Here is a 21,561-nt window from a genome sequence, read left to right as displayed (position 1 = left end):
CGCCCGCCGAACTATGCCGAACCGGGTCGTTTTCCCGAGGATTCTTCGTAACGGGCATATGATTGGCTCGGCATAGTTGGTCCTGTGCTTCCGCTTGCAATAGCGGAGAACAGGATCATGGTTGCGGAAGAGTACTTTGATAGGAGCCGGTTGTTCCGGCGCCTGAAGAGCGGACCCCACGGACAGTTCGTTGAACTCTACGCGGCGCGTCTCGTCAAAGACGGGCTCGCTCGCCACGGCACTTGGCGATGCCTGAATCTGGTCGGTGATCTCCTGAGTTGGATCACGAGAAGCCGCTCGAAGCTGACCAATCTCGATGAACGCATGGTCGAGCGGTACCTCAAGCACCGAGCACGGAAGCAATCCATTCAGCCGGGCGATCGGGCGGCGCTGAAGCGGTTGCTGTCCGTGCTGCGTGGCGCGGACGTGATCGCGCCGGCGGCAGTGCCGCCGATCAGTCCGCAGGACCAGATATTCGAGGAGTTCGGCGATTATCTGCAAAGGGAACGAGGTCTGGCGTCGAGGACCATCATCCGTCACCTGCCGGTCATCCGCCGGTTCCTGCGTGAGGTGTGCCCTGCCGGTGCCAGCGACCTCGGCAAGATCAGCCAGGAAGACGTCACCCGCTATATCGAACGCCACGCCCGGGATTGGAGTGCAGACTCCGGGAAGGCAATGTGCTGGTCGCTGCGCGCATTTCTCCGCTACCTCCATCATAGAGGGCTGAGCCCGCTCGCTCTGGCCGGCTGCGTGCCCTCCATCAGGCGATGGAAGCTCGCAAGCCTCCCGACCTATCTGTCCGCCGCGCAGGTCCAGCAGATCCTCGACCGCTGCGATCGAACGATGGCGTTGGGGCGGCGGGACTACGCCATCCTCATGATGCTGGCCAAGCTGGGATTGCGGGCCAACGAGGTCGCCACCCTCACCCTGGATGATATCGACTGGCGATCCGGCGAGATGTTCATTCCCGCCAAGGGTCGGCAGCGAGCGCGGATGCCGATGCCTGTAGACGTCGGCGCAGCTGTTGTCGCGTACCTGCGTGATGGCCGCCCGATATCCTCGTGTCGCCGGCTGTTTCTGCGCACGCTGGCGCCTCACGTCGGCTTTGCATCCGGATGCGCGATTACGATGGTCGCCAAGACCGCTCTGGAGCGCGCCGGCATCCGTGGCCACGCACACCAAGGGGCCCACATCTTCCGACACAGCCTTGCCACCGAGCTTCTCAGGTCCGGCGCGACCTTGTCGGAGATTGGCCAGCTACTGCGACACGAGAGCCTCGATACCACGCGCATCTATGCGAAGGTCGATATCGAGGCACTCCGGACGTTGAGCCTGCCGTGGCCGGGAGGCGTGCAATGACCAGTCTGCGGTCCAGGCTCGAGCGGTATCTGAGCATGCGCCAGGGGCTTGGATATAAGTACCTCCATCAGGCGCGGCGGCTCTCCGACTTCGTCTCCTTCATGGAGACGCGCAAAGCCACGACCATCACCACGAAGCTGGCTGTGGCCTGGGCGACATTGCCACCCGATCGACACGCCTCCTGGGCGTTGCGGTTGACCGACGTGCGCGGGTTCGCGCGCCATGTGGCGAACATCGATCCGGCGACGGAGGTGCCGCCCGCCGGAATCTTGCCAGCCCTGAAGCGCGCCAAGCCCTACGTTTACAGCGATGCGGAGATCGGTGCATTGCTGACGGCGGCGCTGACCTTGCCGCCTACAAACGGACTGCGGCGATGGACCTACCATTATCTGTTCGGCTTGATCGCGGCGACGGGCATGCGTCTGTCCGAGGTGATCGGGCTTCAGCGCAGCGATGTCGACCTCGACGAGGGCATGCTGACGGTTCGACAGAGCAAGTTCGGCAAGTCGCGCCTCGTACCCTTGCATCGGACGACCCGCGACGCTCTGCTCAGCTACGCCCATCGGCGTGACGCTCACCTTGGATCGCGCTGCGGCCCGCACTTCTTCGTGGCCGAGCGCGGCGGTCGATTGCTGCACCAGTACGTTCATCGTGTTTTCTGGCGCTTGTCCCGCGAGATCGGCCTGCGACGGCCGGGCGATCACACCGGGCCTCGCGTACATGACCTCCGGCATCGCTTCGCCATCCGGACACTTCTCGGCTGGTATCGCAAGGGGATCGATGTCGAACAGCAACTCCCGGCGCTCTCCACCTACCTCGGTCACGCCTGCGTGCGCGATACCTATTGGTACCTCTCGGCCTGTCCGGAGTTGATGGAAGAGGCGGCACGGCGCCTCGATCGGCGGTGGGAGGCCATGCCATGAAGCCGAGCGGCAACGTCGCCACGCTCATCGAGCGTTACTTCACCGAGCGGCTCATGCGTCAGCGCAATGTCAGCGCCAACACGATCGCATCCTACAGGGACACGTTCCGGCTGTTGTTCACGTTTGCACAGGCGCGGCTCCACAAGCCTCCCTCGGCGCTGGCCCTCGACGATCTCGATGTGCCTTTTATCAGCGCGTTCCTCGCTGATCTCGAGATGAAGCGGGGCACCAGCGTCAGGACCCGCAACCTGCGTCTGACGGCCATTCGCTCGTTCTTCCGGTTCGTCTCCTTCGAGGAGCCGGCCCACAGCGCCCTTATCCAGCGAGTCCTTGGGATACCGAGCAAACGCCACGACAAGCGTCAGGTGCATTTCCTGACGCGGCCCGAGATCGAGGCGATCCTTGCCGCTCCTAACCGCACGACATGGCTCGGACGCCGCGATTATACCCTGCTGCTGCTCGCGGCCCAGACAGGCTTGCGCCTCTCCGAGCTGATCAGCCTCGACAGGGATGCCATCCATCTCGGCGCCGGCGCGCATGTGCGATGCGTCGGCAAAGGGCGAAAGGAGCGATGCACGCCGCTCACCTCGCACGCGCGAGGCGCCCTCCAGGCATGGCTCAAGGAACCGGCGCGCCGCGCCGCGAGCGCGTTGTTTCCCAACGTGCACGGCGGCCGGCTGAGCGCCGACAGTGTCCAGTCGCTCCTGGCCAAGCATGCGCGTGTCGCCAGCGAGAGGTGTCCATCATTGGCGTCCAAACGGGTGTCGCCGCACGTGCTGAGGCACAGCGCTGCGATGGAGCTGTTGCAAGCGGGCGTCGATTGCTCCGTGATCGCGCTGTGGCTCGGTCATGAGTCGATTGAAACGACGCAGACCTACTTGCATGCCCATCTCGCACTCAAGGAAGCAGCTCTGGCGAAGCTCAAGCCGTACGAGCGTGGCAAGCGGATCCGTTTCCGGCCGAGCGACCGCCTGCTCGCCTTCCTCGAGGCGCTATAAGAGCCCAAACTATGCCGAATGGAACTGGGACGACGTCCGCTCTTCGGGCCGAAAGCGCGCGACAAGTGACGGGTTGCTTCCAGAACCGTTCGGCATAGTTCGGCGGGCGGCATAAACCTGCTTATGCCGCGCACGGCATAAGGCGGTTTCGATCAGTGAAGCCACCGCAGCCCAGTTTGCAGCGCCGTCATCGCTGCCGGCAAACAATGCGTTCTTCCGGCTCAGGGCGACCGGGCGCATGCTTCGTTCCACCGTATTCGAGTCGATCTCGATACGGCCGTCGTCAAGGAAGCGAACCAGCCCGTCCCAATGGTTCAGGGCATAGCCGATCGCCTCCGCGGTCGGGCCACGGGCGAAGAGTTTCGTATGCTGCGCCTGGAACCAGGTGCCGAGATCCGAGACCAGAGGGGCGCTGTGGTACTGTCGGTGTGCACGGCGCTGGGCGGCGTTCAGCCCGCGGATATCTGCCTCGATGCGATAGAGCGCGGCAATGCGTTCCAATGCTTCCGCGGCAATCGGCGCAGAGCCGCCTTTGGCAAGATCATAGAAGCCACGCCTGACATGCGACCAACAGAACGCCAGCGCGCTCGGTCCTGTCCTGCCGGTCGGGTCGGTGAGCTTCTTGTAGCCGGCATAGCCGTCGACCTGCAGAATACCGCGATAGCCGCCGAGCAGGGCACAACCATGCGCGTGTCCGCGCCCAGGCGCGTAGGTGTAGACCACCGCGGGTGGATCCGTTCCGCCCCAGGGTCGGTCATCCCGCGCGATTGCCCAGAAGTAGCCCATCCTGGTGCGCCCTCGGCCGGGATCAAGCACCGGCACCGTGGTCTCGTCGGCAAAGATCCTCGCCGATGCCAGCACGATCTGCTTCAATCGATCTGCCACAGGGGCCAGTTCGGCGGCCGCCGTGCCGACCCAGGAGGCCAGCGTCGAACGATCGATCGCCACACCCTGACGGGTCCAGATCTGCGCCTGGCGGTAGAGGGGAAGATGATCGGCGTAGCGGGCGACAAGCACGTGCGCGACGGTCGCCTCGGTCGGAATGCCGCCCGCAATCAGCCGCTCCGGTGCCGGTTGCTGCACGACGACGCCCGAACAGGCGCGGCAGGCGAGTTTCGGCCGGCGTGTCACCAGCACCCGGAACTGTGCCGGAATGACGTCGAGCCGCTCGGAGCGGTCCTCGCCGATCACGACCATGGCAGACTGGCAGCATGGGCAGGCCGTCTGCTCGGGTGCGAGTTCGATCTCGATCCGCGGCAAATGGGCTGGCAGTTTGCCGCGATTGGCCCGACGCTTCGCCGTGCGCTCGCGATGAAGTCCGGGATCGGCTCGCTCCGCTTCAGCTTCCACTTTGGCGATCGCCGCTTCCGTGTCCTCGAGACCGAGTTGCAACTGTCCTTCGGGAAGGCGTTCGGACTTCGCGCCATAGTGCAGGCGGCGCAGCGTGCGCAGCAGATGTTCCAACTGCGCGTTACGGACCGTCAGCGTGTCGCGTTCAACGACAACGGCATCCCGCTCGGCGGCAATGGCATCGCGCTCGGCCATCATCGCCAGCACCAGCGCGCGCAGCGCCTCGGCGTCGGTCGGCAGGTCCGGCTGGGTCGGTGCGGCGTGCGTCACGCCGCAATTCTACGCGACCTTCGTCGGTGTGGGAATCCTTCGCGTCGTCTGCACGCGCGACCAATCCAGTCCGTCGAACAACGTCGCGAATTCCACCGCCGACAGGCGCATCACGCCATCCATCACCGGTGGCCAGCGGAAACTCCCTTGCGACAGCTGCTTCCACACCAGCACCAGGCCGCTGCCATCCCAGATCAGAAGCTTGACCCGATCCGCCCGCTTCGCTCGGAACACCAGCACCGTCCCGGAGAACGGATCCTCACCCAATACCTCAGCGGCCAGTGCCGCCAGCCCGTGCGCGCCCCTGCGAAAATCCACAGGACGCGTCGCTACCAGCACGCGCACGCCCGGCGGGATCGCAATCACGCCGCTGACGCCCGGATCGCCCGCAGCACTTCGGTCAGCAGCGCGCCGTCCATGCCCGCAGCCACCCGCACCATCGCTCCGGCGAGTTGAATCTCGATGCACGGCGTCGACGTCGCGGACTCTGTCGTTTGCCGGGCCGCTTCATCCCCCTTGCTCGACACAAACAAGGAAGACGCCGGCACAATCGGCACGAAAGGCGGTACTCGCCCGTTCCCGACCAGCGCCAGGTGACCCTCGCGGGCCTGCCGACGCCAACCCCACACCTGCTGCGGACAAACATCCCAGCGCCGCGCAACCGCCGTCACCGTCGCTCCCGGCTGCAACGTCTCGGCGACAATCCGCGCCTTTTCCTCATCAGACCACCGCCGGCGCCGGCCAGGCCCCGTCAGAACCTCGATCCGCCGAAATCCCGCCTTCGCGTCGTCGTCAATTACGTCCATAGCGACCGCTCAATCCCCAAACTCCGCATCCAACGAGCACAAGTCACCCACTCATGAGAAGAAGGGCCTCGGGATTTCGCTTACGGTCAAGAACCGCGTTTCCGGGGAAGGACGACGGCTGAACGACCCCCGCCTGTATCCAAGGCGCGCACGATCGGCGCCGGCGAAGCCGGCGTGATGGCGTTGGCAACCGACCGGGGCAGAGCGTCCTGCACAAAGCTGGCGTCTGGCCAACTCACCTTTTATCCGGTTCGAGTTCCTGCGGTCGGCAGGCCTCGCGACCATAATCCCGTTTGCTGCGGGCTCGACGCTCCAGGGGATGGGACCCATCTCTAATGACGGCGTTTTTCAGCCAGTCAGAGGGCCGGTCACACATCCTCCCGGTTCTCCCCTGTCGGGCAGGGGATCTGGAGAACTCAGGCGACGATGGCGCCGGTCGGCACCAGGCCGGCCGTCGCATAACGCCAGAGCGCAACGAGGAGCTTGCGTGCGAGCGCCACGATCATGACCCGCCGGACTCGACCGGCCGCGCCGTTCGTCCGCTCGTTGAACCACTGGGACAGCCTGCTTTGCGGCTGATGATGAAGCCAGCGCCAGGCGATCTGCAGCATGTGCGAGCGGAAGATGGCGGGACCGGTCTTTGCGATGCCTTGGTCCCGGCTGACTGTTCCGCTCGCCCAGGGCATCGGCGCCAGTCCGCTCCATGCGGCAAGCTCACGTCGGTTGTTGAACTTGCGCCAGAAGGCCTCGCGCACGAGCACCGATGCGTCGTTCGGGCCGACGCCTTTGATCCGGGCGAGCGACGCGATCATCGCAGCATCGGCATCGGCCGAGCCCTGATCGCGGTGCGGGGTCTCGATCGTCTTCCCGAGAGCGATGGCGTCGCGCTCCGCACTCACGTCCTTCAGCTGCTCGAGGACAACACGAAGGCGGCCGATCTCGCGTCGCATCTCGTCTTTCAGCCGCGGTCCGAGGGAGCGACCATCACCGGTGACAAGTTCGTCGAGCTGCCGTTCAGCGCCGCTGGCGCGCGGGTCGAAGCCGACGATCCCTTGTGTCAGCAGGAGTCCCCGAATGCGGTTGGTATGCGCGGTGCAGTCGTAAACCAAGCTCTGTCGTTCCCGTACGAGCCGACGGTGGTCCTCCTGCTCCACACTAGGAACGTTGACGGCGCTGAGCACCTGGTCCTCGCCCCTGTTGTAGGCCATCAGCGCACGGATCATCGCCTTCGCGTCGATCCGATCCGTCTTCGCGCGCTTGGCGCGTCGGTTGACCAGCAGGCTGGAAGGGTCGATCACCAAGACACGGAGCCCGGCGGCGGCGAGCCGGCGGTAAAGCCAGAAGCCTTCGTACCCGGCTTCGTAACAGCACAGGACCGGCACGTCCGCGATGCCGACGACGTCGGCGGCACGAGATCGAAGCCGCTCGACGAGAGCCAGCAAGGCGGCCGCGTCGCCCCATTCGACGGTATGAATGCCCACCTTGCTCGACGTGGGAATGTGAGTACCCACGACCCACTTCGACCGGCTCATCTCGATCGCGACGAAGATCGGATCGGTATTGATGGACGGAGCTGGGGCAGCGACTTCCTTCTCGGTAAACATGTTGAATCCTTCCATAGATGAACCCCCCACGTAGCCCGGTATGGCCGCGCTGCGCTCATCCCCATAGGATCTCTGTCTTGGAACTCCGTTGCTGAAGGGATGACCGCGCCCTAAGAGTAAGCCCCAGATATGCAGTGGTCAGGTCTCGATGGGAGCCAATGCGGAGCGCGGAGAAAAGAGATGAAGGAATGGGTGGTAGATCGGAATATGATTCGCCGATCGGATTTTTCTCCGTACAAAAGCAATCCAGACGCGAGGTTCATCTTGACGGACACGCTCTTCGTTGAGGCCGTCAAGAATTCAGATGGTTGGCGGGAGACGCTTCGTCGTGATCTTGAGGCGTTGATGCCGGTACGTGCCCGGACGCGAATGGCGGTCTCCGTTTCCGAAGCGCTGCGGATCGAGATAGATACCGGAAGAGCTATCACCCGCGAAGGGTGGTTTTCTTCCGATCTTCAAATGGTTCTCGATCATCTATTTGACGCAACGTCGAATGGAGGTGAGCAGTACGTGCGCGAGATGGCAAAGATTGAGGAATCTCTGGAAGACCTGAAGGCCGAGCAGCCTCCTACCACTGGACCGAAATCCCAAACGGAAAAAATTGTAGGCAAGCTACGTCGCTGCTTGGGAGAAGACGGCTTGTCCGATCTGCGAGCGGGTCGGTTATCGGGAGATGCCAAACTCTGGCTAATCGACCATATCGCTTACGAAGCGTACAACGCTGATTGTGAAGCACGAGGACATGCTCCGCTTCTTTGGCCCGGCTCTATAAGCGCCAGATTTTTCATTTTGAAGAGTTGGCGTGGGATTCGGTGGCTTCAGAATAGCGGCCTCGATAATGCTAAGGAACAATCGCTACATAATGATCACTACGACGACGAATATATTCTCGTTGGCTCTTTTTTTGATGGAACGCTCACGAACGAGCAGCGAGTTAAAGAAGCCGATACAGACTTGATGCGTATTGTTTCAGTGGGGTCGGGCTGACCTGCCCCCCGAAAGCGCCCTCGCCGTGATGTAGAGTCTGCCCACCCTGAAGGAGCAGACGAGATGAGGAAAAGCCGTTTCACCGAGGCGCAGATTATCGGGATGATCAAGGAACAAGAGGCTGGCCTGCCGACCTCCGAGCTTTGTCGGAAGCATGGGCTGAGCCCGGCGACGTTCTACAAGCTGAAGGCCAAGTATGGCGGGATGGAGTTATCTGATGCCAAACGGCTGAAGCAGGTCGAGGACGAGAATACCAAGCTGAAGCGTCTTCTGGCCGATGCGATGCTGGATAACGTCGTGCTGAAGGATTTGCTGGGAAAATCCTGACGACGCCGATGCAACGGCGGGAGGCGGTGCAGCGGGCGATGCGAGGTCATGCGATCTCTCAACGCCGGGCCTGTGTCCTGGTCGGCGTCGATCCGAAGACGGTGCGGCGCGAGCGCTCGCCCGACAATCCGGAGATCCGTGAGGAAATGCACAAGATCGCCGAAAAGCGTCGCCGCTTTGGCTACCGGCGCATCGGGATCCTGCTGGCGCGCAAGGGCATGGTGATGAACGAAAAGAAGCTCTACTGCGGATTCCGATGAAGTCGGCCATGCATTCCAACTTGAAGCCGGCCACTGCTTCCGAACTGAAGCCGGCCGGGGTTCCGATTTGAAGCCGGCCACCTGAGCGTCTTCGGTTGGGTCTGGTTGAATGATTATCGTGTCCTTGTTTTGGGTCAAGTTCGGGCGTGGGCCGGTGCCGGATCGCGCTTTTTACGGAGGCTCTCGCCGGTGAGTTCGATGCGGTAGGCGTTGTGGACGAGGCGGTCGAGGATGGCGTCGGCGATGGTGGGATCGCCGATGATTTCGTACCAGCGCTCGACCGGCACTTGGCTGGTGATGATGACGGAGCGCATCTCGTGGCGGTCATCGATAATTTCCAGCAGATCGCGGCGTTGGTCCGCGTTCAGGGTCTCGGGGCCCCAATCGTCCAAAATCAACAGGTCGAGCCTGGCGATCTGGCGCAGTGTTCTGGCGTAACGGCCATCGGCGCGGGCCAGCGCCAGGGCAGAGAACAGCCGCGGCACCCGGTGATAGGCGGTCGAGAGATCCTCGCGGCAAGCCTTCTGGCCCAGCGCGCAGGCCAGCCAGCTTTTGCCGACCCCGCAGGGGCCGGTAATGAGCAGATTATGCCGGGCGCGCACCCAGTCACAGCTGGCGAGTTTCAGGAACTGTGCCCGGTCGAGGCCGCGCGGGGCGCGGTAATCGACATCCTCGACGCTGGCGGACTGGCGCAATTTGGCCGCGCGGGCGCGGCTCTCGAAGCGTTTCTGCTGTCGCAACGTGGCCTCGTGCTCGAGCAATAAAGCCAGCCATTCGGCATGGGCCAAACCGGCAACCTCCGGCCGGGCGTCGAGGTCCTTGAAGGCTTTGGCCATGCCGTGCAGGCCGAGTTTGAGCAGCAGGTCGAGGGTCGGGTGGGTGAGCATGCTTGTTCCTTTCAGTGGAAATCAGTGAAAATATTCGGCGCCGCGCAGATTGCCGTGGGTCAGCACCGCCTGCGCCTCATCTGGCGGGCTGGCCGTCTGGTCGAGCTTGCTGGCGATGATCGAGGCAATGCTCTTGTAGTTGAACGCGCCAAAGGCGACCGCTCGGGCCGCCACCGCCTCGGCGCGCGGACGGTCCAACTCCTTGAACAGCCGCAGGATGCCAAGGCATGTCCGAAACCCCTGTTCCGGATGCGGCCGGTTGGCGAGGATGGCGATGATCAGCCCCTCGGTCTGCGGGCCGATCGATGCGCCCCATGAGCGGAACCGCTCCGGCGTCCATGCGGCGTAGCGCCGGTGCGCGCTCGGCATATGCTCAGGGGCAGTGCCGTGCCTTGGACCGCCATAGCGGCGCTGATGCACCGCGACCCGCTTGCCTTGGTGGAAGATCTCAACCATCCGCTCGGTGGCGCGGGTATCGACTTGCTGGCGGATCAGCTGATGCGGCACCGAGTAGAAAAAGCCGCAGACCTCGACATGATAATCCAGCGAGACGCGGGCAAAACCCCACTCCGCAAACTCATGGTCGGTCTCTGGCAATGCCGCCAAAGCCTGGCGTTCGATCGTCTCGAACAAATGCCGCCGGCTGACGCCGAGCCTGCGCATGACATGCGCGTTGATCCGCTCCACCATGCCGGCAATCGCCTGGTTGGCTTCAGCCAGAGAGAAGAAAGTCTGCTGGCGCAACCGGCCCAGAATGTAGCTCTGGGCAAAGCGGACACCGGCTTCCACCTTCGCCTTGTCCTTCGGGCGCCGCGGCCGGGCCGGCAAAACACCAACACCGTAATGCGAGGCCATCCGGCCATAGCTCAGGTTGATCTCTGGATCGTAGAACGACGCCTTGTTGACGCCGGACTTCAGATTATCCGGCACGATCAGCCGCGGCACGCCGCCAAAAAACCGGAACATGCGGCTATGCGCGCCGATCCAATCCGGCAGCGTCTGGGTCCAGCTCGCCTCCGCGTAGGTGTAGTTCGACGCGCCCAGCACCGCGACAAAAATCTCCGCCATGCGCACGATGCCAGTTGCGGGATCGGTGATGCCCAACTTTTTGCCGGAATAATCGACGAACACCTTGTCGCCCGCCCGGTGCTCCTGGCGCATGACCGGTGACAGCCGTGCCTCGAACTCCCTGAACAAATCGCAGAACCGGCTGTAGCTGTACCCTTCCGGATGCCCGGCGCGATATTCCTCCCACAGCACCATCAGGTTCACGCCCGGGCGCTTGAACTCGCAGACCAGCTCGCTCCAGACCGGCTCGGCGCGCCGGCGCACCCCCCGCGGCGCGCCGCTGCGGGCAAACAGCCGCTCCTCCAAAACCGCATCACTGAGGTCGGCCGGCAACGGCCACGCCAGCCCCGCTGCCTGCGCCCGCTTCAGATTGTCCTGGATCGTGCTCCGCGCCACGCCCAGCATCCGCCCCATCGCCCTGGCGCTGATGCCGTCACTGGCCAGCCGTAAGGTTTGTCGTATCTGCCGCATCGTCAGCTCTCTCTTCGCCGGCATCCAGCCCTCCTCGTTGATGGTAACGAGAGGACAGTTGCCCGAGTTGCTGACCCAGCCGAAAACGCTGAAAAATCCCCGCCAGGTGGCCGGAATTAAATCGGAATGGTGGCCGGCTTCAAATCGGAACGCTGGCCGACATCAAATCGGAATCCCCGGCCGGCTTCCGTCGGAATCTGCACTCTACCGCCTTTACCGCGAAGAGGGGCTGTCTGTCCGCCGCCGCCGTGGCCGCAAACGGGCGCGTGGCAGCCGGACGCCGATGCCTGTGCCGCTGCGCCCGAACCAGCGTTGGTCGCTCGATTTCCTGTTGGATACCTTCGGGGCCGGCCGCAAGTTCCGCATCCTGGCGGTGAATGACGATTGCTGCCGAGAAAATCTCGGCCTGATGGCCGACACCAGCATCCCGGGCGCCCGGGTGGCCCGGGAACTCGATGCCCTCGTCCGGATCTATGGGAAGCCCGCCTGCATCGTCTCCGACAACGGAACCGAGTTCACCAGCAAGGCCATTCTGAAATGGGCCAATGAGAACGGTGTCGAGTGGCATTACATCGATCCCGGCAAGCCGCAGCAGAACGGCTACATCGAGAGCTTCAACGCAAGCCTGCGCGATGAATGCCTCAACGAAGAGATCTTCGACAGCCTGGACGATGCCCGCCGCAAGCTGGCCCTGTGGCGCTACGACTACAACAACGTCAGGCCACACTCATCGCTCGCCAACCAGACCCCCGCCGACGCGCGCCGGGCGCTTGAGCAATCTGAGGGCTCCGCGCCCGGCGCGCTTGCCCAACCCGAAGCCAACCATTATCAACCCCAAGGACTCTCGTTATGACTGAGGGGCGACCGGGGGGCAGGTCACCACGAGGACCTCGCGGCTGCCTTTCAGAGGTATAGAGCACAAAAGCTGCAATCCTGAAAAGCGGTATTACGCTTTTCAAAGTGCCGACGGCCGCTGTTGGCGAGCAGCCACTCGCGCAGCTCCGGGGTCAGGAGGATCATGCCGCCCTTCGGGGTGCAGGGCTGGATTCGCGTCTATATTCGTTTCTGTCTGTTTCGGCGTACTGTCAGGTATCAACACGCCCCAATCTATAGCGATTTCAGGGTCAAATTCACGCTCAATCGAATGAAGAATCCGAAAGTTTTGGGCATTGTCGGCGGCGAATGACAAGAGGCTCTTCGCCTCTTCAGGTGCGCCCGCCGCACGATAACGCTCTGCTAGCGCAAGGACGAGGCCGGCCTCGAATAGCTCAGGCGCTCGGAATCCAGTTTTCTGATTACGTTGATTGAAGTAGCGATCGAGCAAGGTCTTATGGTCATCTAAGGTCCAGCTCGGCACCTTTTCAAGAATGAGATGGACGACGAGAGCCTCAACTGACGGAGCCGCGAGAACATCGTGGTTGCGATTGATAGTCTCCGTGAAGTTAGGCGAGCGGTTTTCCGGGGGGACAATCTTGTTGTAGATACAATAAAGAGCAGATAAAGGCGTGCGCTGACCGGCGGTCAGGCCCGGAAGCATCTCTTCGATCCTGGTCGAGATTGCGCCTAAATCGGTCATGGTGGTTTTCGAGAGGAGGTGAGCAGCAAACTGTTGCAGAAAACCTTCAAGCCATTGCCGGCCCGCGTCAGGGCTCAGTAGCTCTGGTCTTCCAATCCAGTACTGAGGCGCAAGCGGCGCCTGCATAACGCCGTGTCTCTCTAAGCGAAAATCATAAACTTCGGTCTCGACCTTTGGCTGCCGTGACACGAATTCCAGGATGACTGTTCGGGCAACACGGGATAGGCCCTCAAGAGTAAGGTAGGTTGCATGGCCACTTTGAATAGTCTCTGTATAGGAAAAATCAGAATCTAAAAGCCGTGGCAGGTCTCGCAGGCTATGAACGTAACGCGAGCGGAGGCTGTAAGCCTCTTTGAGCCCGTCGCGGAGATCAAGACGCCCAGGTGCGCCTACGCGGCCCGTTTCTCGGAGGGCATGCTGCGGAATATGGTCGAGCGCAAAATCACGAAATCTGCGCGAAAGGGCGAGATGCTCGATTTTCACGAGAGCGCCCCGCACCCTTTCAGCAGTAATTGGATCTGCATCGGCTAGTGCGGCGTCGATACGACGGCGCTTTGACTCTTCGTAATCGCTCCACTGCCCCTCGTGACCATCGAAGTCCTGCGCCAGAGATTCGATGGATGCAACCAGCAAGGTATAAGCAAGTTCAAGATCATCTGCGATCCTATGCAGACCTGTGACATAGGTGCGTATCGCCTGCATTGCGGCGAGGAAGCATTTCCGTTTTAGAGCGATTAGATTCGCGACGAATGCTATCAAGACCTCAGCATCATTGGAACGAACCCAAATCTCTTTATCGAATACACGTCTAAGCAGCTTGTCTGGAGAGGTGGAGACGCCGAGACTTCGCTTTCCACTCAGGAGCCGCGCGCATAGATCAGGATCGGGCGTGCAAGTGGCACGAAGAACGAATGAAACGACGGCGGCGAAATCGTGCAGGTAGGGCTGGACACCATGAGAAACCAGTACGCCAGCCGCGATCTCGCCATCTTCCATCTGTTCAGTTAGCTCATAGACAAGCGGTCTTGGTACTCCAAATGGGTCTACTTGAAGCAATGTTCCGGCGGCTGTGACAATAGGTGTATCGTCCAATCCCGCGAGCACCAGATTCGAATATAAGACACCACGCAGTTTGTTTTTGCGGCCAGCCCCGTTGGGATAGAGCTTCCCCGATGTAATCTGAAGCACTACGTGGGTCCCTTCAAATCTTTCATGCGATCGCGCGCAAGCCCTTTACCTTCACTAGGTTGAGCAGCTTGAGCGACGGCCCGTCTGGTCGCTTCTCTCCACGCTCCCACTTGCTGACGGCGTCTTTCCGCACATTCAGGTAATGGGCAAAGACGGGTTGCGAGACTTGCTCGCGCTCCCGCAGAGCCCGGATTTCATCAGGCGTCAGAGGCTCGACTGGCGTCAGGCACAGGGCGTCGAATTCGCGCATCGTCGCCTTGTCGACGAGCCCAGCCGTGTGGAGGCCGGCTGCGGTCTTATGGACCGACGCCAGGATACCGCTCTCAACCTTTTTCTTTATCGCCGCCATCGCTTGTTACCTCGATCAACTCACCCGCTGCCTGAGCCCCTTCAAGCTGCTTCTCCGAAAACCCCAGCAACACGTCGGCCAAACGCTTCAGGGCCTTCAGCTCCTTGGCCGTCACGTTCGCCTTATCACTCTTGGCAAAGCCATGGGCGAAGAAGCTGTGGCCGCCAATTCGGAACAGAATAATTATCCGAAAGCCACCTGATTTACCGCCGCCGTCCCTCGCCACGCGCTGCTTGAACACACCGCCGCCAAGATCCGCGTCGTAACTCCCCTTCGCCACATCCATGGCCGCCTGGAGCAGCTTTGCGTCCGCCAACCCCGCTTTTCGTGCGAACCGGGCAAACTCCTTCGTAACGTAGACGCTCATCCCCGGTGGAGCCCACCGGGGACAAACGGAATATAGCTCTTAGAGCTATATTTTTCAAGCAACAAGGGCATGACGCGGTTCGCCCTCGGGGACTGTGGCCAAGCGCTTGTCGTGAACCCTCTTTGAACCCGCATCCAGCGCCGTCGCGATCTCCTCGGCGACCTTGTCTGCTGCCAGGACCAGGGCTTTATCCAGGTGGACATAGCGCTGGGTAACGCCCCGACCCGTGTGTCCGAGCAGGCCCGCGATCGTCAGCTCAGAGAAGCCGAGGTCGCCTGCGATGCTGGCGAAGGTGTGTCGAAGCACATGAGGGGTGACGTCCTTTAGCTTCGCAGCCAGGCAGAGGCGCTGGAGTACGCGGACGATACCTACAAAATGCCCGTCCCCGATCTCACTGGGGAAGACATAGGGATTGTCAGCTCCGCCAGCAGGTTGGGCCAGCAGTAACGTGAGCGCGGTCCGACCGATGGCGCGGAGCTGGGCGCCGCTCTTTGTCGTAGGAAAGCGCACGCAGGGAGCCTCGGGGTCGATCCAGGCACGCTCCAGCGTCAGGACCTCCATACGGCGAAAGCCAGTCAGGAGTATGGAACGAATTGCCGCAAGAGCGACCGGGCTTTCTTCAGTCGCCTCACGCATTGCCCTGCCGAGCGCATCGATCTCTCCCAGAGACAGGCGACGCTCGATCTTATTGTCCGTACTGACCTTGCGAACCCCTCGGGCAGGATTGTCCGCGATGACGTTCAACCGCGCGGCGTGCTCGAAGATCGTGTGCAACATGCCAACCGTGCGGCCCGCGACACCGGCGCCGCCGGTGGCCACACCGCCGCGACCTGATCGGGGTTTGGCCGTCTTGCCAGCGACGACATCCGCCTGGAAGCGTTCAATATCGATAAGCTTGAGACTCTGAACCTTACGGTCGCCGAGAAGCGGGCGAATATGCGTCTCGATCCGGCTGCGATCGAGTACGAGTGTTTTTTTGGCGATCGGCCGGCGACGGCGGCCGAGCAGTTCTCCGCTCTCCGCCCTTTCGAGATACCAGTCGCAAACCTCTCCGACCGTCGGCGCAGTGCGGATCGCACGCTTTTCTTCAACCGGATCGGCGCCCTTCGCGACATCGCTGAGCTTGGTGCGGGCTAACTTGCGTGCTTCCTCCGGGGTTAACTCCGCCACCGAGCTAAGTGTGAGGCGTTTGCTGCGCCCCTCCGCGTTCCGGTACTGGATAATGTATGCCCCGGCGCCGCTTGGTTTGAACCGAACACCGAAGCCACGCAATTCGTCATCCCAGGCGACAACGTCTTTCTTCGACCGCGCCTCATCGGCCGCCCCTGGGGCTTGGGGGTCGTCGCCGTTCGCCTTCTTCGGGCGGAGGGCCTCTACGAGCCGCTTCGTAATCCTTGCCATCTCAAGCCTCCCTCTGTAGCGTGCCGTTTGCTTACCCGGAAGCCACCATAGCACACGGGTAAGCGCTGGGTAAGCCGAAGGGAGAAAAATGCAGCGTAAATCCGGCAAGGCAGGCGTAGTTATTAGACTGTTTTAACTTAGTAAATTCTGCTGCATCGGGGTAGATAGGGGCTCGGCGTAGACCTGCCGCGTCTTGCCAAGGTTGGGGTCGTGGGTTCGAATCCCATCGCCCGCTCCAACTTTTCCATATATTTCATAGAGTTATGATGGGGCCGCAGAGGCGGCCTCTTCGCTTTTTGGCCATGGTCAACACCTGGTCAACACCGAGAACCAGCGTGGGCCACTCGGGGCTTCCGGCTGACTGGTCTCCTCGAGTCGCCGCTGTCGGTCATTTGCCGTGCGAAGCCAATTCGACCGCCCAAGAGATTTTTTTTGACCCAACCCGCAGACGCGCGGGCGCACAGGCGTCCCTCCCACGAGGGCGGGTGACGCCGGATGGGCGCTGCGCTAATGAGCGGGGCGATGTGCAAACCTTTGTCATGGAGGGATAAACCCCAACGGCAAGTCCCTGCCCTATTCTCCCGCGGCCATGGGGAAGACGGCGTAGATGTTGCCGATTGAACGATCGCCAACCGGGCTCCATGCCATGGTCGCGGCCTGGCGTGCCGATGGCGCGCGAGTGGCGCTGGTGCCGACCATGGGGGCGCTGCATGACGGCCATGCGGCGTTGATCCGCGCCGCGCGGGCCGAGGCCGAACGGGTCGTGGTCTCGATTTTCGTCAACCCGCGTCAATTCGGCCCGAATGAGGATTTCGACCGCTACCCGCGCGACGAGGCGGCCGATGTCACTGCCGCCGCCCGGGCTGGCGCCGATCTGGTTTATGCGCCAGCCATCAGCGCCATGTACCCATCCGGCTATGCCACCACGGTTAGCGTTACCGGGCTGAGCGAGGGGCTGTGCGGCGCCCAGCGGCCTGGGCATTTCGACGGCATGGCGACAGTGGTAACCAAGCTTTTACTGCAAGCAGGGGCTGATAGCGCCTGGTTCGGCGAGAAGGATTATCAGCAATGGCTGGTGGTGTGCCGCCTGGTCGCCGATCTCGACATCCCGGTGCGGCTTTGCGCGGTGCCGACGGCGCGCGAGGCGGACGGGCTTGCGCTCTCGTCACGCAACCGCTTCCTCTCCCCCGGCGAACGCGCCATCGCGCCGCGTCTTGCCGCGGTGTTGCATGAGATCGCAACACGGGCGACCGCAACCCCAGACGCCATCGCGCCGCTCCTCGCGGAAGGCCACGCGGCCCTCACCGCGGCCGGGCTCAAGGTCGAATATCTGGAAATCCGTGACGCCGAAACCCTCGCGCCCTGCACGACGTGCCATGCCCCGGCTCGGGTTCTCGCCGCGGTGCGGCTGGGCTCTGTCCGGCTGATCGATAACTGGCCAATCCCCGCCGCCGCGCAGCGCGCGTAGCCCGCGTGAGGGTGGCAAGGGCACTCATCGACGGAGAGGTAGCCCGCCGGCCTGTGCGCAAAGCCCGCCCCGGGCCATCATCCGTGCTCAGCCGAGGAACTGGATCAAGGCGAAGCTGATCGCAACGATAAGTGCGAGCGAGACCGTGACGGCGCTTGCCACGGGCAGGCCGGCGCGGGCGATCTGGCGCAGATCGGTGCCGAGGCCGAGTGCGGCCATCGCGATCACGGTCAGCCAATTCGCCGCCGTCGCCATGGGCGAAAGCAGAGAGTGCGGGACATAATCGAACGAGCGGAGAGCGGCAAGGCCGAGAAAGCCGACGATAAACCATGGCACCAGATGATGAAGCCGCAGCCGGTACGCCAACCTATCGCCCGCCGCCGCTCCCTGTCCCGGATCCTCGCCATCGTCTTGCAACCGGTGCGCGATCAATGACAGGACCAAGAGCACCGGTCCGAGCATGAGCACGCGCGCGAGCTTGACCAGCGTGCCGATATGGACGGCGATCGTGCCCGCGGGAACGGTCGCGGCGAGCACTTGCGGCACGGCATAGACCGTCAGACCGGCCAGCACGCCATATTGCGCGCCGCTGAGATGGAGAAGCGGTATCAATCCGGGCAAACCAAGGACGGTGGCAACGCCGAGCACCGCGGTGAAGGCGATAGCGGTCGCGACATCCTCGGCTTTGGCGCCAATCGCCGGCGCGACGGCCGCGATGGCCGAGTTGCCGCAAATCGCGTTGCCACAGGCAACGAGCAGCGCCATCCGCGGCCGCAGCCCGAGCAGGCGCCCGATGCCATAGCTCATGGCGATGGCAACACCGACCACGCCGACGATCCCGACCAATAACCCGGGGCCGACGGCCGCGAGCGCCTGCGCGCTGAGGGTAGCGCCGAGCAATAGGATGGCAAGCTCGAGCAGGATTTTGGCGCTGAAGCGAATGCCGCCGATCCAAAGCGCGCCCGGCATCCAGACTGTGCGGACCACCGTGCCGACAAGGATCGCCAGCACCAGGGCTTCGAGCCAGGAGCGTCCGAAGACTCGAGCCTCCAGGCTGGCGAGCGCGGTCGCGACGAGGCTGACGGCAAGACAAAGCATCGTGCCCGGGATGAGACGCGCGACGATCGGAAAGGCTGCACCGCCGGCAGGCCTGGGCACGAGACTCACGATCTCGCCGTCCCGAGCGGGGTTCGAGGTGCGACGCATCAGCGGATGAAGAGCCAAAAACTGGCCAGAACCGTCATCATTCCGCTGAGCAGCAAAGGCAGCATGACAATTTGCACCAGAGCCGCCCGACCGCTGATCGTGCCGCCGCCGGTTTCAACCTCGCCGCCGAGGAAATCACGAAAACTGCGATGCGGTCCCTCACCCTGATGGCGAGCCGCGACCGCGCCACCACCGACAATGCCAGCGAAATAAACCAGCACCGTGACCCAAACAACGGCGATTGAGAGCGGCGCTTCGCCGAACGCGAAACCCACCCAAGCGGCGACGAGAAACCAGATCACACCCGCCATAGCGATCGCAATCGCGCCGCCATGGACACTGCGGTCCAAGGCCGCGCGGGCGGGATGGCGGGAGAGGAAATACTCGGCCAGCCACGCACTTGCATACGTGCCGAGAGCGACCCCGTTATCTTCGTACGCTCGAAGAGCGAGAGATTGATCAGCATTGGTCATCACACGAAACCCTTTCATCGTTCCGAGGCGTTGCGGTTGTCACGAGAACGGATGTATGCCGAGGCATTTGATATTAAAATAAGATTGTTTATATGATTTTAATCAATTTTTCCGATTGGACACGGTTATCACCAGCTGCGATGCCTTCCCGAGCGCCTCGGGGATTGTCATCAGGCAATGTTCTGTATTCTAGATTGAAGCTAGCAATTTAATTCGTTTGATCGAACGGAATGGCCGCGCCATTTTGCGTGCTGTCAGCCAGAGGGTCTGGCGACGTCGATCTGATCCCAGCGGAGGTTTCTCTCATGCGTCTCACTCTTCTCGCCGCCGGCGGCATGCTTGCCATCACACTGGCAACGGCGGCTAAAGCTCAGCCAGAGCATGTCTGGGCCGAAGGCTTCATCCCCAATCTCGCGACGCAAACAGAACTGGCCAGCGCAACACCACCGCACGCGGCAACCGCCATCGACCTCGCCGCCGCGCGTCCGCCAGGAGAGGCGCAAGCCTGCTGATCACGGCTGAAAGCAGCGGTTCAGGTAAAGGAGACATGGCGATGATGGAGAGGGTTGCCTTGCCGGGCGTGATCCGCGCCGGGCGGCGGGAGATGCTCCGCATGGCTGCCGGCGCGACCGCCGGGCTGATCATCGGGCGCGCCCGTGCCGACGATCGCGCGACGATGACGTTCCCGTTCGCCAATGGCCAGCGCGAGATCGTCCCCGCAGGCGCTTTTCCCGAGAAAGGTCCGATGATTTTACAGCGCACGCGCGCGCCGGTTCTCGAAACTCCTTGGGAGTCGCTCACCAGTCACATTTTTACGCCCAATGATCAGTTTTACGTACGCTGGCATTTCGCCGATTTTCCCAATCGCGTCGAGGTTTCGCCGGATAAATTCCGCTTGCGGATTTCCGGCGACGTGAGCCGCCCGCTCGAGATTTCGCTCATCGATCTGGTGCATGAGTTCGAGCCGGTCGAAATCGCCGCCGTCAATCAGTGCTCGGGCAATAGCCGCGGCTTTGTGACGCCACGTGTGCCCGGCGCGCAATGGGGACATGGGGCGATGGGGAATGCCCGCTGGACCGGGGTGCGGCTGCGCGATCTGTTGGCGCGGGCGGGGCTCAAGCCATCGGCCACGCATGTCGCTTTTCGCAGCCTCGAGGATAAAGAGAGCCCGTTCCCGCCGCCACTCCATTTCGAAAAAACACTGGAACTGGATCATGCCAGAGACGGCGACGTCATGGTCGCCTATGCGATGAACGGCGAACCGCTGCCCTTGCTCAACGGCTATCCGCTCCGCCTCGTGGTGCCGGGCTGGTATGCGACATATTGGGTGAAGATGCTGAGCGAGATCGTGGTGATGGATCACCCCGGCACCGGCTTCTGGATGGCTACCGCCTATAAAGTACCGGCGAGACCCAACGGCGCGATGCAGCCGGGCGAGGCCAATGTTCCGATGGTGCCGATCTCGACTATGACGCCGCGCAGCTTCTTCACCACCCCCGCGGCGGGCGCAGAAATTCCTTATGGCCGGCCGACGCTGATCCAAGGGTTTGCGTTCGGCGGCAGCAGCGGCCTTCGCTCCGTCACTCTCTCGCTCGACCATGGGCGAACCTGGCGCCCGGCGGAACTCGGGGAGGATTATGGCAGCTACAGCTTTCGCGCCTGGCGCTTTGTGCTGACGCCGACAGCACGCGGGCCATGCCGCCTTCTTGTGCAAGCCATCAACGCCAAGGGCGAGCAGCAGCCGCTCGCGGTGAACTGGAACCCGGGCGGCTTCATGTACAACCCGGTCGAACAGCTTACGCTTTCGGTGGTATGAGGGAGAGCCGCCATGTTTCGTATGTTTGCAATCGCGTTGGCCCTCCTCGCGGCGGTGACGCTGGTTTGGGCGGAAGAACCCGCGCCCGTCGCGCCCCCAACTTTCGATTGGACCACAAAATCTTTTGATCTCCCGAGCCGCGGGGCGCTGTTTCAGGGATCGGGCGCTGCTCTCCTCAATCAAGACTGCCTGATCTGCCACTCGGCAATGTTCGTCGATGAACAACCCGCGCTTCCCGCCGCCACCTGGCGGGCAGAGGTTCTGAAAATGAAAAAAATCTTTGGCGCGCCGGTCGACGACAAAGACATCGCCGGCCTCGTTGCGGCGCTGACCGCGCGGCACGGGACGACGCCAGATGCCGCGCCAGCCAGCGATCTCGGCGGCGGCGGATGAAGGAAGCGGCTTGG

At 62.5% G+C, this 21,561-nt stretch carries 20 protein-coding genes and 2 pseudogenes; 10 read left to right on the top strand and 12 right to left on the bottom strand.

Annotated elements, in window-relative coordinates; all coding sequences use genetic code 11:
• Positions 1–117 precede the first annotated feature (117 nt).
• From DEF76_RS03105 to DEF76_RS03095, 3 genes are read left to right on the top strand one after another with little or no spacing between them, the layout of a single operon-like run.
• Complete coding sequence (locus DEF76_RS03105; protein ID WP_114913627.1) at positions 118–1,359, top strand: site-specific integrase; 1,242 nt, start codon at positions 118–120, stop codon at positions 1,357–1,359.
• A complete protein-coding gene (locus tag DEF76_RS03100) occupies positions 1,356–2,282 on the top strand; it encodes a tyrosine-type recombinase/integrase (RefSeq protein WP_114911068.1) in 927 nt (308 codons plus the stop codon). The genes DEF76_RS03105 and DEF76_RS03100 overlap by 4 nt, the downstream gene beginning before the upstream one ends.
• Positions 2,279–3,280 (top strand): tyrosine-type recombinase/integrase, encoded by a 1,002-nt coding sequence (locus tag DEF76_RS03095; RefSeq protein WP_114911067.1) that lies wholly within the window; start codon positions 2,279–2,281, stop codon positions 3,278–3,280. The genes DEF76_RS03100 and DEF76_RS03095 overlap by 4 nt, the downstream gene beginning before the upstream one ends.
• 9 nt (positions 3,281–3,289) lie before the next feature.
• Here the strand turns inward: DEF76_RS03095 and tnpC are convergent, their stop codons facing one another.
• The 4 genes from tnpC to DEF76_RS03075 form a co-directional block, all read right to left on the bottom strand.
• Entirely contained in the window at positions 3,290–4,828 is a 1,539-nt protein-coding gene (gene tnpC / locus DEF76_RS03090) for an IS66 family transposase (protein WP_408842817.1), read from the bottom strand.
• A gap of 81 nt (positions 4,829–4,909) precedes the next feature.
• A complete protein-coding gene (tnpB, locus tag DEF76_RS03085) occupies positions 4,910–5,266 on the bottom strand; it encodes an IS66 family insertion sequence element accessory protein TnpB (RefSeq protein WP_114911065.1) in 357 nt (118 codons plus the stop codon).
• On the bottom strand, positions 5,263–5,706 hold the full coding sequence (tnpA, locus tag DEF76_RS20320; protein ID WP_114911064.1) for an IS66-like element accessory protein TnpA: 444 nt from the start codon (positions 5,704–5,706) through the stop codon (positions 5,263–5,265). The genes tnpB and tnpA overlap by 4 nt, the downstream gene beginning before the upstream one ends.
• 416 nt (positions 5,707–6,122) lie before the next feature.
• Complete coding sequence (locus DEF76_RS03075) at positions 6,123–7,310, bottom strand: IS110 family RNA-guided transposase (protein ID WP_205216090.1); 1,188 nt, start codon at positions 7,308–7,310, stop codon at positions 6,123–6,125.
• A 180-nt stretch (positions 7,311–7,490) separates the two neighbouring features.
• On the opposite strand from DEF76_RS03075, the gene DEF76_RS03070 reads away from it, so the two are divergent.
• Both DEF76_RS03070 and DEF76_RS03065 read left to right on the top strand, forming a co-directional pair.
• Positions 7,491–8,297 carry a hypothetical protein gene (locus DEF76_RS03070; RefSeq protein ID WP_162800458.1) on the top strand — a complete coding sequence of 269 codons (807 nt, stop codon included), beginning with the start codon at positions 7,491–7,493 and terminating at the stop codon, positions 8,295–8,297.
• 63 nt (positions 8,298–8,360) lie between these two features.
• A pseudogene (locus tag DEF76_RS03065) lies at positions 8,361–8,881 on the top strand (transposase); the annotation flags it as partial.
• 137 nt (positions 8,882–9,018) lie between these two features.
• Here the strand turns inward: DEF76_RS03065 and istB are convergent.
• Both istB and istA read right to left on the bottom strand, forming a co-directional pair.
• Positions 9,019–9,771 carry an IS21-like element helper ATPase IstB gene (gene istB / locus DEF76_RS03060; RefSeq protein ID WP_114910999.1) on the bottom strand — a complete coding sequence of 251 codons (753 nt, stop codon included), beginning with the start codon at positions 9,769–9,771 and terminating at the stop codon, positions 9,019–9,021.
• 21 nt (positions 9,772–9,792) lie between these two features.
• Positions 9,793–11,310, bottom strand: a complete 1,518-nt coding sequence (gene istA, locus DEF76_RS03055; RefSeq protein ID WP_408842814.1) for an IS21 family transposase — start codon at positions 11,308–11,310, stop codon at positions 9,793–9,795.
• A 193-nt stretch (positions 11,311–11,503) separates the two neighbouring features.
• On the opposite strand from istA, the pseudogene DEF76_RS03050 reads away from it, so the two are divergent.
• Positions 11,504–12,163, top strand: a pseudogene (locus tag DEF76_RS03050) (IS3 family transposase); the annotation flags it as partial.
• A gap of 102 nt (positions 12,164–12,265) precedes the next feature.
• Here DEF76_RS03050 and DEF76_RS19205 read toward each other — a convergent pair.
• From DEF76_RS19205 to DEF76_RS03025, 4 genes are read right to left on the bottom strand one after another with little or no spacing between them, the layout of a single operon-like run.
• Entirely contained in the window at positions 12,266–14,074 is a 1,809-nt protein-coding gene (locus tag DEF76_RS19205) for a hypothetical protein (protein ID WP_162800457.1), read from the bottom strand.
• Positions 14,075–14,096: 22 nt separating this feature from the next.
• On the bottom strand, positions 14,097–14,423 hold the full coding sequence (locus tag DEF76_RS03035; protein WP_114911060.1) for a helix-turn-helix domain-containing protein: 327 nt from the start codon (positions 14,421–14,423) through the stop codon (positions 14,097–14,099).
• Positions 14,398–14,790, bottom strand: a complete 393-nt coding sequence (locus DEF76_RS03030) for a type II toxin-antitoxin system RelE/ParE family toxin (RefSeq protein ID WP_114911059.1) — start codon at positions 14,788–14,790, stop codon at positions 14,398–14,400. Before DEF76_RS03030 ends, DEF76_RS03035 begins: the two co-directional genes overlap by 26 nt.
• A gap of 54 nt (positions 14,791–14,844) precedes the next feature.
• A complete protein-coding gene (locus DEF76_RS03025; RefSeq protein WP_114913625.1) occupies positions 14,845–16,191 on the bottom strand; it encodes a site-specific integrase in 1,347 nt (448 codons plus the stop codon).
• Positions 16,192–16,798: 607 nt separating this feature from the next.
• On the opposite strand from DEF76_RS03025, the gene panC reads away from it, so the two are divergent.
• Positions 16,799–17,659 (top strand): pantoate--beta-alanine ligase, encoded by an 861-nt coding sequence (panC, locus tag DEF76_RS03020; RefSeq protein WP_114911058.1) that lies wholly within the window; start codon positions 16,799–16,801, stop codon positions 17,657–17,659.
• An 87-nt stretch (positions 17,660–17,746) separates the two neighbouring features.
• Here the strand turns inward: panC and DEF76_RS03015 are convergent, their stop codons facing one another.
• Together DEF76_RS03015 and DEF76_RS03010 are read right to left on the bottom strand one after the other, a co-directional pair.
• A complete protein-coding gene (locus tag DEF76_RS03015) occupies positions 17,747–18,826 on the bottom strand; it encodes a YeiH family protein (protein WP_240319092.1) in 1,080 nt (359 codons plus the stop codon).
• Positions 18,827–18,864: 38 nt separating this feature from the next.
• Positions 18,865–19,338 (bottom strand): hypothetical protein, encoded by a 474-nt coding sequence (locus DEF76_RS03010; protein ID WP_162800456.1) that lies wholly within the window; start codon positions 19,336–19,338, stop codon positions 18,865–18,867.
• A gap of 305 nt (positions 19,339–19,643) precedes the next feature.
• Between DEF76_RS03010 and DEF76_RS03005 the strand changes: the two genes are divergently transcribed.
• From DEF76_RS03005 to DEF76_RS02995, 3 genes are read left to right on the top strand one after another with little or no spacing between them, the layout of a single operon-like run.
• On the top strand, positions 19,644–19,850 hold the full coding sequence (locus DEF76_RS03005) for a hypothetical protein (RefSeq protein ID WP_162800455.1): 207 nt from the start codon (positions 19,644–19,646) through the stop codon (positions 19,848–19,850).
• Positions 19,851–19,891: 41 nt separating this feature from the next.
• The gene (locus tag DEF76_RS03000; protein ID WP_240319091.1) at positions 19,892–21,154 is read left to right on the top strand and encodes a molybdopterin-dependent oxidoreductase; all 1,263 of its coding nucleotides are present in this window, start codon (positions 19,892–19,894) and stop codon (positions 21,152–21,154) included.
• Positions 21,155–21,166: 12 nt separating this feature from the next.
• A complete protein-coding gene (locus tag DEF76_RS02995) occupies positions 21,167–21,547 on the top strand; it encodes a sulfite--cytochrome C oxidoreductase subunit B (protein ID WP_162800454.1) in 381 nt (126 codons plus the stop codon).
• Positions 21,548–21,561: the final 14 nt, after the last annotated feature.

It is taken from the genome of Acidibrevibacterium fodinaquatile, from assembly GCF_003352165.1.
GTDB lineage: Bacteria > Pseudomonadota > Alphaproteobacteria > Acetobacterales > Acetobacteraceae > Acidibrevibacterium > Acidibrevibacterium fodinaquatile.
Note: the sequence above shows the minus strand (reverse complement) of the source record. Positions and strands in the feature narration are given on the sequence as shown.